Source organism: Halopseudomonas sp. (genome assembly GCF_036960865.1).
Taxonomy (GTDB): Bacteria; Pseudomonadota; Gammaproteobacteria; order Pseudomonadales; family Pseudomonadaceae; genus Halopseudomonas.
In genome coordinates this window covers 103,668-115,104 of the sequence record NZ_JBALWE010000009.1, presented here as the reverse complement: position 1 = coordinate 115,104, position 11,437 = coordinate 103,668, and the positions used below count along the sequence as shown (strand labels likewise).

General features: G+C 59.1%; 14 protein-coding genes. 10 read left to right on the top strand and 4 right to left on the bottom strand.

Annotation, left to right across the window (positions count from 1 at the left end):
* Positions 1-26: 26 nt before the first annotated feature.
* From V7747_RS13975 to flhB, 8 genes are read left to right on the top strand one after another with little or no spacing between them, the layout of a single operon-like run.
* Complete coding sequence (locus tag V7747_RS13975; protein ID WP_335616631.1) at positions 27-539, top strand: flagellar basal body-associated FliL family protein; 513 nt, start codon at positions 27-29, stop codon at positions 537-539.
* 9 nt (positions 540-548) lie between these two features.
* A complete protein-coding gene (fliM, locus tag V7747_RS13970) occupies positions 549-1,520 on the top strand; it encodes a flagellar motor switch protein FliM (protein ID WP_092284982.1) in 972 nt (323 codons plus the stop codon).
* Positions 1,521-1,566: 46 nt separating this feature from the next.
* Positions 1,567-2,034, top strand: coding sequence for a flagellar motor switch protein FliN (gene fliN / locus V7747_RS13965; RefSeq protein ID WP_335616630.1), 468 nt, complete (start codon positions 1,567-1,569; stop codon positions 2,032-2,034).
* A gap of 8 nt (positions 2,035-2,042) precedes the next feature.
* Positions 2,043-2,477 (top strand): flagellar biosynthetic protein FliO, encoded by a 435-nt coding sequence (gene fliO, locus V7747_RS13960; RefSeq protein ID WP_335616629.1) that lies wholly within the window; start codon positions 2,043-2,045, stop codon positions 2,475-2,477.
* Entirely contained in the window at positions 2,474-3,226 is a 753-nt protein-coding gene (gene fliP, locus V7747_RS13955) for a flagellar type III secretion system pore protein FliP (RefSeq protein WP_335616628.1), read from the top strand. The genes fliO and fliP overlap by 4 nt, the downstream gene beginning before the upstream one ends.
* A 10-nt stretch (positions 3,227-3,236) precedes the next feature.
* A complete protein-coding gene (gene fliQ, locus V7747_RS13950; RefSeq protein WP_335610501.1) occupies positions 3,237-3,506 on the top strand; it encodes a flagellar biosynthesis protein FliQ in 270 nt (89 codons plus the stop codon).
* Positions 3,506-4,282: a flagellar biosynthetic protein FliR gene (gene fliR / locus V7747_RS13945; RefSeq protein WP_335616627.1), complete on the top strand. Its 777-nt coding sequence runs from the start codon at positions 3,506-3,508 to the stop codon at positions 4,280-4,282. The genes fliQ and fliR overlap by 1 nt, the downstream gene beginning before the upstream one ends.
* Positions 4,282-5,412, top strand: a complete 1,131-nt coding sequence (gene flhB, locus V7747_RS13940; protein ID WP_335616626.1) for a flagellar biosynthesis protein FlhB — start codon at positions 4,282-4,284, stop codon at positions 5,410-5,412. Before fliR ends, flhB begins: the two co-directional genes overlap by 1 nt.
* A gap of 2 nt (positions 5,413-5,414) precedes the next feature.
* On the opposite strand, the gene V7747_RS13935 is transcribed toward flhB, so the two are convergent.
* The gene (locus V7747_RS13935; RefSeq protein ID WP_335616625.1) at positions 5,415-6,344 is read right to left on the bottom strand and encodes a flagellar motor protein MotB; all 930 of its coding nucleotides are present in this window, start codon (positions 6,342-6,344) and stop codon (positions 5,415-5,417) included.
* Entirely contained in the window at positions 6,344-7,114 is a 771-nt protein-coding gene (pomA, locus tag V7747_RS13930) for a flagellar motor protein PomA (protein WP_335616624.1), read from the bottom strand. The genes V7747_RS13935 and pomA overlap by 1 nt, the downstream gene beginning before the upstream one ends.
* Before the next feature lie 153 nt (positions 7,115-7,267).
* Between pomA and V7747_RS13925 the strand changes: the two genes are divergently transcribed.
* Positions 7,268-7,984, top strand: a complete 717-nt coding sequence (locus V7747_RS13925; RefSeq protein ID WP_335616623.1) for an SIMPL domain-containing protein — start codon at positions 7,268-7,270, stop codon at positions 7,982-7,984.
* Positions 7,985-7,996: 12 nt separating this feature from the next.
* Here V7747_RS13925 and V7747_RS13920 read toward each other — a convergent pair whose 3' ends face one another.
* The gene (locus tag V7747_RS13920; protein ID WP_335616622.1) at positions 7,997-8,761 is read right to left on the bottom strand and encodes an alpha/beta fold hydrolase; all 765 of its coding nucleotides are present in this window, start codon (positions 8,759-8,761) and stop codon (positions 7,997-7,999) included.
* A 105-nt stretch (positions 8,762-8,866) separates the two neighbouring features.
* On the opposite strand from V7747_RS13920, the gene V7747_RS13915 reads away from it, so the two are divergent.
* Positions 8,867-9,739: an alpha/beta fold hydrolase gene (locus tag V7747_RS13915; protein ID WP_335616621.1), complete on the top strand. Its 873-nt coding sequence runs from the start codon at positions 8,867-8,869 to the stop codon at positions 9,737-9,739.
* Here the strand turns inward: V7747_RS13915 and V7747_RS13910 are convergent.
* Positions 9,736-11,334, bottom strand: a complete 1,599-nt coding sequence (locus V7747_RS13910; RefSeq protein ID WP_335616620.1) for a cation:proton antiporter family protein — start codon at positions 11,332-11,334, stop codon at positions 9,736-9,738. The two genes, V7747_RS13915 and V7747_RS13910, sit on opposite strands and share 4 nt — an antisense overlap.
* Positions 11,335-11,437: the final 103 nt, after the last annotated feature.

Genomic DNA, 11,437 nt, shown 5'->3' with positions numbered 1-11,437 from the left:
TCCCGCTGGAGTGACGGAATATTGTCATGGCGAAACAAGCAGATAAGAACGCGACAGAAGACGGGCAGGAAAAACCTGCCAAGAGCCGCAAGAAACTTTTCATACTGGTCGGTATAGGGCTGCTGGCGCTGTTGCTGTCAGCGGGCGGCGTGGCCTACTTTCTGCTGTCGGGTGATGACGAAGAGGCCGCTGAGCAAGAGCCGGCCGAGCCGGTCAAGCAGGTGGCGCTGTATCAGGCGCTGGAGCCGCCTTTCGTGGTCAACTACACCGATAGCGGTCGGCAACGTTACATGCAGGTCAGTGTTGTGCTGATGGGGCGTAACGCCGAAGGCATGGCCAAGCTCAATCAGCACCTGCCGTTGATCCGCAATCAACTGGTAATGCTGTTTGGCAGCGAAGAGTTTTCCACCCTGATGAGTCCTGAGGGCAAGGAAGCATTGCGCGAGAAAGCCAGTCTGGCCGTTAAGGCGCTGCTGGAGAAGGAAGTGGGCGACCCGGTGATCGAGTCGGTGCTTTTTACCAATATGGTTCTGCAATAGGAAGCTTCCATGGCCGTACAGGATCTGCTGTCCCAGGATGAAATCGATGCCCTGTTGCACGGGGTAGATGACGGTGCCATCGATACCGACCTGGAAAGCGAACCGGGGTCGATCAAAAGCTACGATCTGACCAGCCAGGACCGGATCGTGCGTGGGCGCATGCCTACGCTGGAGATGATCAACGAGCGCTTCGCCCGCTATACCCGTATCAGCATGTTCAACCTCATGCGCCGTTCGGCCGATGTCGCGGTTGGGGGGGTGCAGGTCATGAAGTTTGGCGAGTACGTGCACTCGTTGTACGTGCCGACCAGCCTTAACTTGGTGAAGATGAAGCCGCTGCGCGGCACCGCGCTGTTCATTCTGGATGCCAAGCTGGTGTTCAAGCTGGTGGATAACTTCTTTGGTGGCGATGGTCGCCACGCCAAAATCGAAGGCCGGGAATTCACGCCCACTGAGCTGCGCGTGGTGCGCATGGTATTGGACCAGGCTTTCGTCGATCTGAAGGAAGCCTGGCAGGCGGTACACGACGTGCAGTTCGAGTACGTCAACTCCGAGGTCAACCCGGCGCTGGCCAATATTGTCAGCCCCAGCGAAGTGGTTGTGGTCTCGACCTTCCATATTGAACTGGATGGTGGCGGTGGCGACCTGCACGTTACCTTCCCCTATTCGATGATCGAGCCCTTGCGGGAGGTGCTGGATTCGGGCGTGCAGTCGGATGTCGACGAGCACGACGAGCGTTGGGTACGTGCCTTGCGTGAGGAGATCACCGGCGTCAAGGTGCCGCTCACCGCGACCGTGGTGAAAAGCCAACTCAAGCTCAATGACCTGCTCAGCATGCAACCAGGTGATGTGATTCCGGTTGAGCTGCCAGAGCACATGGTGCTTTGTGCCAACGGCGTACCGACGTTCAAGGCCAAGCTGGGTTCGGTCAAGGGCAACCTGGCGCTGCAGATTCTGGGTCCGCTGACCCGACCGCGCTAAGCGCACATCAGCAACCTACCCATATCAATAACAGAGGAACCGCACGATGGCTGATGACAAGAACCCGGACGAAGTCACTCCTGAGGAGCAGGCGCTGGCTGACGAGTGGGCGGCCGCGCTGGACGAGGCGGGGGATGCCAGTCAGGACGATATAGACGCGATGCTGGCGCAGAATGACGCGCAGCCACGTATGCCGATGGAAGAGTTCAACGCGCCGGCGAAGGCGGTTGATGAAGGATTCGATCCGGGTGACAGCCCCAACCTGGATGTGATCCTGGATATCCCCGTCACAATTTCCATGGAAGTGGGCAACACTGACATCACCATCCGCAACCTGCTGCAGCTTAACCAGGGCTCTGTGGTCGAGCTCGACCGCCTGGCTGGCGAGCCGCTTGACGTCAAGGTCAACGGTACGCTGATTGCTCACGGTGAAGTGGTGGTGGTGAACGAGAAATTCGGTATTCGTCTGACGGATGTCATCAGCCCCACTGAACGCATCAAGAAGTTGCGGTGAGTCGGGCCATGCTGCGGGCTTTGTTATTCCTTGCTCTGCTGCCTGCGGCGGCGGCCTGGGCGGCTGAAGAGCCCGCCGTGGCCGCTGTGGGTGCCGCTTCCGGTGGCTCGCTGATCGGCCAGTTGCTGCAATTGGGGCTGGGGTTGGCAGTGGTTGTGGGGCTGATTTTCGGTTTGGGCTACCTGATGCGTCGTGTCGGACCGTTGGCGCCGCAGGGCGGCCAGCACATCAAGCTGGTCAGCAGCCTGCCGCTCGGCCCGCGTGATCGCCTGCTGCTGGTGGACGTAGGCGGCACTCAGATGCTGCTGGGTACCTCACCGGGACGGATCAATACCCTGCACGTGTTTGATCAACCGGTGGCCGACCTGGCTGCGGCTGCCGCCAGCAACAATGATTTTGCCCGCAAGTTGCAGGCGATGCTGAAACGGGGAGCCGATTCATGATGCGCTGGACCTGGCTCCTGCTGTTACTCGCCGCACCCTCTGTGTGGGCGCAGACCGCTGCAGATCCGCTGAGCTTGCCAGCGGTGACCCTGAGTACCGACGCCGACGGCGAGCAGACCTACTCAGTCAGCCTGCAGGTTTTGCTGTTGATGTCGGCGCTGACCTTCATTCCGGCCTTCGTGATGATGATGACCAGCTTCACGCGGATCATTATCGTTTTTGCCATTTTGCGTCAGGCGCTGGGTCTGCAGCAGACTCCGTCCAGCCAGATCATGGTGGGGTTGGCGCTGTTTCTCACGCTGTTCATCATGGCGCCGGTATTCGAGCGCATCAATGAGTCGGCATTGCAGCCTTACATCAATGAAGAGATGCAGGCACAGGAGGCCATTCAGGTCGCTAGCGTGCCCATGCGTGAATTCATGCTGGCGCAGACGCGCGAGACGGACCTAGAACTCTTTGTGCGTTTGGCCAAGCGTACCGATCTGGCCAGCCCGGATGAGGTGCCTTTTCATATCCTGGTGCCGGCCTTCGTGACCTCCGAGCTGAAAACCGCGTTCCAGATCGGCTTCATGATCTTTATTCCCTTTCTGGTTATCGACTTGGTGGTGGCCAGTGTGCTCATGGCCATGGGTATGATGATGCTCTCGCCACTGATTATTTCATTGCCATTCAAGATCATGCTCTTCGTACTGGTGGACGGCTGGGCGCTGATTATCGGCACCCTGGCGGCCAGCTTTGCGGTGAGCTAGGAGAACTGCGATGACGCCGGAAGTTGCTGTTGATCTGTTCCGTCAGGCGCTGTGGTTGACCGGCATTATGGTGGCCGTAGTGGTTATGCCGAGCTTGCTCATCGGCCTGGTGGTGGCCATGTTTCAGGCGGCCACACAGATCAACGAGCAGACCCTGAGTTTTCTGCCGCGTTTGCTGGTCACCTTTCTGACCCTGATCTGGCTGGGGCCGTGGTTGACCACCCAGTTGATCGAGTTTACCGACAACCTGTACCGAAATATTCCAGGGCTGATCGGCTGATGCTGGAGTTGTCCAGCGCCGAGCTCAGCCGCTGGGTCGCCAGTTACCTGTGGGTGCTGTTTCGCATCGCCAGTCTGCTGATGACCATGCCGGTGTTCGGGACCCAGTTGGTGCCTACTCGCATCCGTCTATATTTTGCCCTGGCCTTGACTCTGTTGGTCGCGCCGCAGATTCCGCAAGTGCCCACTCTGGATGCCTTGTCCTTGAGTACCTGGGTAATTATCGCCGAGCAGATACTGATTGGTGCCGCCATGGGTTTCTCCTTGCAGCTCCTGTTTCAAGTTCATGTGCTGGCTGGTCAGATTGTGGCTATGCAGATGGGTTTGGGCTTTGCTTCGATGAACGATCCGAGCATGGGTATTTCCGTTGCCGTGGTCGCGCAGGTCTTCACCATGCTGGTTACTCTGCTGTTTCTTGCTATGAATGGGCATCTTGTGGTGCTGGAAGTGCTGGTTGAAAGCTTTACCACCCTGCCGATAGGTGAAACCTTGGCGGTGACCGACTTTGAAGCGCTGGTTTATCGCTTTTCCTGGGTGATGGCGTCCGCCATTCTGATCGGCTTGCCAGCTATTGCGGCGCTGCTGATCGTTAACTTGTCGTTTGGTGTGATGATGCGTGCGGCCCCGCAGCTGAACATCTTTTCCATTGGTTTTCCGCTGACCTTGGTATTTGGTTTGTTCATCCTCTGGGTGCTGCTGAGTAACGTGTTGGGGCAGTATCAGGAGCTGGCCTCCAATGCCTTGATCTGGTTGCGCGCACTGGTGAGGGCCGGCTGATGGCAGATTCCGAGAGCGGTCAGGAAAAAACAGAAGAGCCCACGGCGAAACGGCTCAAGGAGTCGCGCGACAAGGGTCAGGTTGCGCGCTCCAAGGAGCTTAATACGCTGGCGGTGGTCATGGTGGCGGCCGTGGCGTTGCTGATGCTGGGGCCGGGTATGGTACGCAAGTTGATGGACATCATGGTGTTCAACTTCTCCTTCGAGCGTGACGCGCTGTTCGGTACCGATGCCATGGCGCTGCATCTGTTTGCCTCGGTGAAAGAAGGGTTGATGGTGTTGGCGCCGTTGTTTGGCTTTTTGCTGGTCGCCTCGATTGTTGGCCCCATCATGCTCGGTGGCTGGTTGTTCAGTGCCTCGTCGTTGGCGCCCAAGTTCGAGCGCATGAACCCATTGTCAGGGCTCAAGCGCATGTTCTCGCTAAAGGCGCTGGTCGAGCTGCTGAAAGCGCTTGGCAAGTTTCTCGTGGTGCTGAGCGTAGCGTTGCTGGTGCTGCACTTGCGTACCGACGACTTCCTGACCATGGGACAGGAGCCGCTGGAACAGGCCATAGTGCATTGCGCCTGGGCGTTGGCCACCGCGTTGCTAATCCTGGCAGCATCGCTGATTCTGATCGCGGCTGTGGATGTGCCCTTTCAGCTCTGGGATAACAAGCAGAAGCTGATGATGACCAAGCAGGAAGTGCGTGACGAGTACAAGGACTCCGAAGGCAAACCTGAGGTCAAGTCGAAGATTCGCCAGATGCAGCGCGAGATGGCTGAGCGGCGCATGATGGAGAAGGTGCCGCAGGCTGATGTGGTGATAACCAACCCGACCCACTTTGCGGTAGCGCTGAAGTACGATCCGCTGAACCGCGGGGCTCCCGTCGTGCTGGCCAAGGGCGCCGACTTCATAGCGCAGAAGATTCGTGAAGTAGCCAATGCAAACGAGGTGGTTGTGCTGGAGTCACCGCCCCTGGCACGGGCGGTGTATTACAGTACCGAGCTGGATCAGGAGATTCCTGCCGGCCTCTATCTGGCGGTAGCCCAGGTGTTGGCGTACGTCTTCCAGCTGCGGCAGTATCGAGCAGGGCAGGGCAAGCGCCCTGGGCCAATGCCTGAGCCGCCCATTCCGGATGACCTTAAAAAGTAGCCTCAGGGTTGCTCGGTGGCTCTTGGCTGCGGGTTGGGGCTGTCCTGCAACTCCAAGTCCTTGATCAGCTCGCCCAGATCCTCTTCCATCAGGCGGCGCAGCTGCGCTTCGTACTCCTCGATCGATCCCGACAGATCGATAATGATCTCGACTCGGCGGTTCAATGCGCGGTTTTCTGATGAATCGTTGTTCGCGCGTGGACGGGTTTCGGCGTAACCCTGAACCTTGAGCCGTTCCGGCTGCACGGCGTCGCCAATCAACAGGGCGTTGGCCACAGAGGAGGCGCGGGCAGCGGAGAGGTCCCAGTTCGACTGGAAACGGGCGGTATGAATCGGAATATCGTCGGTATGGCCTTCGATAGTAATTTCACCCGGGAGCCGAGCAATAACGTCGGCGATCTTGTCGAGCATATCCTCGAAGTCGGCGGTCATGTCCGCCGATCCTGAAGGGAAAGAGCCTTTTTCCTCGACACGGATGACGATGCGCTTGCGATCGTGTTCCAGCTGAATACGCCCTTCCTGCAGTTCGTTCTCCAGCACGTCACGCAGCGCATCGACGCTGGTTTCAACCTGCTTCTCGGTCGTGTCGGCGACTTGTTGCTGTAGCTTGCCTTCCATTTCCGCTTTCAGCGTTTCCAGTTGCGGCGCTTCCTCGGTGGTTTGCTGGCGCACGCTATCGACTGGCGTCGGCTCGGGTTTGCCCGGCGAAAAATTGTCAAAGATCGGGCTGGTGCCCATGGGAATATCTAGCGCGGGTATGTCGCGTTGTACGCCAAAGGCCTTGGATAGCTCACCGGCAATCTGCTTGAACTTTTGTGCATCAATCTCGGAGAACGATAGCAGCAGGACGAAGAAGCACATCAGCAGTGACATCAGATCGGCGAAGGTCATTACCCACGCGGGGATACCCGGCTTGTCGTCTTCACCGTCCATCAGGCGTCTTCCGCTTCGCCGGCTTTAGCGGCTTTGCCTCGTGGCAGATAGCTGCTCAGCAGTTGCTCTATTACCCTGGGGTTGGTCCCCTCCTGAATGGCCAGAATGGCGTCAATCCACAGTTCCTGCATGCGCGCTTCCTCTGTCATGCGCAGGGCCAGCTTGTCGGCAATGGGGATGCAGATCATGGTCGCCAGCATGGCACCGTACAGGGTCGTCAGCAGGGCTACTGCCATTGCCGGACCAATGGACTTGGGGTCTTCCATGTTGGACAGCATCTGCACCAGGCCGATCAATGTACCGATCATGCCCATGGCTGGCCCAACGTCACCCAGCGCAGTGAAGACCTTGGCGCCCCAGCGGTTGCGATCCAGCGTGAGCAGGCGTTCCTTGTCGAGAATGGCCTTCACGGTTTCCTGCGGGTGGCCGTCGATCAGCAGTTGGATACCGCTTTTCAGGAAGTCGGCAGAAATTTCCTTGTCTTCCAGTGCCAGCAGACCCTGCTTGCGCGAAACAGTGGCTAGCTCCACCAGTTCAGTGATGCTTTCTTCAACGTCTGGCAGCTTGAAACGAAACGCCCGGCCAGCGACCTTGATGGCACCTATGAACTGCCCGACGTTGAATTTTGCCAATACCACGAAAAGACTGCCGCCGATAACGATCAGCAAGGAGGGCACGTTGAAGAAAACCTGCGCGCCGGTGCCCAACAGGATGGAAGCGGCGATGATGCCAATGGCGCCGATAAGGCCAATAAGTGTCGCGAGATCCACTTTTGCTCCTTGAATTGTGATGGAGATACAGCAAAGAAAGTTCGGGCGATGGCAGCGGGGCGCTATTCTAAGGGGGAACGCCCGTAAGTTAAATGCCTGGTGTCAAATGTTCGTCTTTTGCTGCCCGGTTCGATTTTTTTATTGGAGGTACCTATGCCGTCTGCTTCCCGTGTTGCTTGGGGTTCTATTTTTGCCGCTGCGTTGATCGCGTTATCGCTGGCTTTCATGGCAATCAGCCTGAAAACCGGGCTGCTGCAGTTTCGTGGCGCCGACCGGGTTGTCAGTGTCAAAGGACTGGCGGAGCGCGAAGTGTCTGCCGATTTGGCGCTTTGGCCGGTCAATTTCACCCTTACTGGCAATAGTCTAGACCAGTTGCAGGATGACATAGACACGCAACAGGGGCTGGTGCGTTCTTTTCTGTTGCTCAAGGGATTCAAGGAGCCGGAGATTCAGCTGTCGGTTCCCAAGATTACCGATCAGCATGCCAATGCCTATGGCAACAGTTTGCCACCTGATCGCTACCGGGCTGAGGTGACAGTGCTGGTGCGCACCAACGATGTGGACAGCGTCAAGCAGGGCATGCAGTCGGTGGGTGAACTGGTCAAGTCCGGGGTGGCCCTGACCCAGAGCTACGAGTTTCAGCCTAGCTTCCTGTTCACGCAACTCGACAGCATCAAACCGGACATGATTGCAGATGCTACCCGTGATGCGCGCGCGGCGGCCGATCAGTTTGCTCGAGATGCCGGTGCCGAGGTGGGCAGCATACGACGCGCGTCCCAGGGGTATTTTTCTATTGAGGACGTAGATCCGTTCACGCCGGAAACCAAGCGCATCCGCGTGGTTACCAACATTGACTACAGCCTGGAGTAAAACCGGGCTGCTTCACTGGTGGATGAACTCGGCGATCTGTTGTGGCCAGTGGCTGAGCTCCCGGACGGAGTTAATGACGCGCAGTTCGGCATGCGGCAGACAGTCTGCCAGTTGCTCGGCGCTCGCCAAGGGATGGATAGGATCGTCTTGCCACGCCAGTATCAGTGCGGGCTGCTTCAAGCCTGCCAGTTCCTTCGGTGGCGGCAGATCGGATGCCATGGCGCCCTGCAATATGGCAATGAGCAGTTCACTGGAAAAGTCCCTGAGCGCCTCAAGCTGCGGCATCGCGGCGGCGGGTTGCGTGTGCAGCAGCCAGCCCGGGAGCGCCGGATTGCGGCGTGACGTCTGAACCAGTGCGCCCAGCCCCCGCTTTTGCAGTACACGGATCATCTGCTGGTAGCGCTGTTGCTGAGCCGCGCGTTGCTGCCACACGGCGGGTGGTGTGGCTAGGACCAGTTTGCTCACCTGCTGTGGCGCCCTGAGGGCCGCGAGCAACGCGCTGGCACACCCCAGTGAATGTCCGCCCAGCGCATAGCGTTCGCCCGCGTGCTGGCAGGCGACCGCGAGCATGTCTGTCGCCAGTGCCGGCCAGGTATAGCGCGCGGCATCCAGCGGGCGCGCTGATTGTCCATGGCCGCAGGCGTCGTAGCGCAGAAGGCGCAATGGCAGACCTACACGATGAAACCACCCATGGGCTCTTTCCTGCGCCATCGAGCTCATCAAGCCGTGACCCCAGACCAGGGTTGGTCCATCGCCGGCGATGTCGACCTGAAGCATAAGTCAGCATTCCTGAAATCGATGCGGCAGCTTAGCAAATGTCATTGCCGCTGACAGGTACGATGACGGCGTTTAGACTGGCTGTTTTCTCAGAGGGTATTGGGCATGGAGTTGTTACCCTGGGCGCATCAAACAAGCGCCGGTTTTACCCTGCGCGGCTGGCATAGCCCGCCCAGCGGAAAGCCGTTGTTGCATTTCCTGCACGGCAATGGCTTCTGCACGCGCAGCTATGAACCCTTGCTGGAGCTGCTGGCCGCCGACTTCGATCTCTGGCTGTGTGATTTGCAAGGGCATGGCCAGAGTGATCACGGTGAGCGCTTTGTTGGCTGGAATCGCAATGCCGAGCTGGCGTTGGAAGCTTTCGAAGCTGGTCGCCAGTGCTTTGGCGAGGTCCCGCGTTACGCTTGTGGGCACAGCTTCGGTGGCGTGTTGACGGCATTGGTGCTGTCGGCGCAGCCGTCGCTGTTCAAGTGCGCGGTATTGCTTGACCCGGTGTTCTTTCCGCCGGGTTTGATTGCGCTGCGCCGTAGTCTCGGGCTGCTGGGTCTGCACAACAATCCGGTTGCCAAACGGGCGCGCTTGCGCCGCGATAGCTGGCCTGATCGCGATGCAGCGCATGCCGGCTTGCACAATCGCGGCATGTTCCGCGGTTGGGATGAGAGCGCTTTCGCCGCGCATATCGCGCATGCGTTGCGAGAGCATCCGGAGCGCGGGGTGGAGCTATGCTGCCGGCCCAGCCGAGAAGCCGAAGTGTTCATGACCATGCCGCACGGACTGTGGCGTAGTTTGCGGCGCATCAGTACACCCACTCATATCATTTATGGAGATCGCAGCTATCCCTTTGTAGCGGCCAGCGCGAAGCGCCTCGCTGCCAGCAGTGCTGTTTGCACAGCGCAGAAAACCGCCGGCGGGCACTGTTTCATGCTGGAGCATCCGCGCCTTACTGCTCAGCAGGTTTGTCAGTCTTTGCTCAGCTAGCTGTGGTTGTTTGCGGGGCCGGGCTCAGCGGTTTCGCTTAGCAGGCTGGCGCGCTCTCGTGCGCTACGGGCGACGTGTTCGGCGAGGCCGGCGCCGGCCTCGCTCATGGTCAGATAGGTGTGGTCAGCACCCGCACGGATGATGCGGCGGGCGATATCTTCATACATGGCGTGCGAGACAATCAGCCCGTCGAAGCCGCGTGAGCGCAACTTTTGTACGGCGATGGTCTTGGCCTCGGCGTCGTTCATCGCCAGTATCACCGAGTGGATGTTGGGCATGTCGAGGTTTTGCCAGAACACCTGGTCCTCCGCGTCGGCAAACAGGGCCCTACGGCCATCCTGCAGGCTGGCGTCGACGGCCACGGGGTCGGAGTCCAGCGCGATCACATTGAAGCCCTGCTCAAACAGATTGTCGTAGGCCGCGCGGCCGGTTCGCCCGAGGCCCATTACCAGGATTTGCGCGTCGCCCAGGGTAATGGGCTGCTCATCTGGATGACGAATGTTGCGCTCGAAGGGCAGCAGATACGGTGATAGGCGCTCATAGATGGAGTGCACGATACGGTTGAGCGGCGCCGACAGCAGAAAGGAGAAGGCGACGGTCAAGGCCAGGGGTATCAGCCACTGAGGTAGTACCAGGCTGGCCATGATCAGGCCGAACTCGCTGTAGTTCGCCAGCGTGAGACTGCTGAGGAAGGCGCTGCGCGCGCGCAACTTGAAGCCGACGAAGAGGAAGAAGAACAGCAGCGCCTTGAGCGGCAGCAACAGCGTCAGTACCAGGGCGAAGACCACGGCGTGCATGTCGGGCAGGCCGCCCAGGCCGATCTGCAGGAAGAAGCCGACCAGAAAGATTTCCTTCAGGCTCCAGAGTGACTGCGACAACTCGCCGGCACGCTTGTGCCCGGCCATAAGCGCGCCGAAGGCCAGTGCGCCCAGCTCGGAGCTAAGCCCCAGGGCTTCAAAGCCGGTACCGCCGACTACTAGGGCCAGCAGAAGGCCCAACAGGATCATCAGCTCTTCGTGGCCGCTCATGTCCAGCAGTTTGAACAGCAGCGGCTTGCTCAGCGGCAGGAGCAGTACCAGTAGTACCCACGCAGAAGGGCTTTTGCCGCTGGCGATGCTGATGGCTACCAGCGCGATCAGGTCCTGCATGATCAGCACGCCAATAGCGACGCGGCCGTGGAAGGCGCGCAGCTCGCGCTTGCTCTCCAGCACTTTGGCGGCAAGCACTGTACTGGAGAATGACAGGGCCATCGCCAGCAGGGTTGCCTCGCCCAGGGGCAGTTCCAGAAAGTACAGCAGGCCGGCCAGCAGCAGGGCAGTGGACAGTCCGAAATGCAGCAAGCTGCCACCGATGACCTCGGGGCGAACCAGGTTCTTGACCTTGAGTTTGAGTCCTACAGTGAATAGCAGCAGTAGCACGCCCAGGTGAGCGATATGGGACAGTATTTCGCTGTCTTCTGGACCAATCCCCACCTGAGTGCCCAGCGCCGAGAGTGCGAAGCCGGCGCCGAGATAGCCGATCAAGGGTGGTAGGCCCACCTGACGCGTGGCCAGGCCCATCAAGAAGGCGAAAGCAATCCATACTGCTTCAATCACAGGCGATTCCCGTTTCCGTATAATAAGGTGCTGCTTGAACCCGCGTTTGTTGTTCAGTGCTCGCGGGCAAATGTCCGCTGGGTAGTTCGCCAGACTATATCGG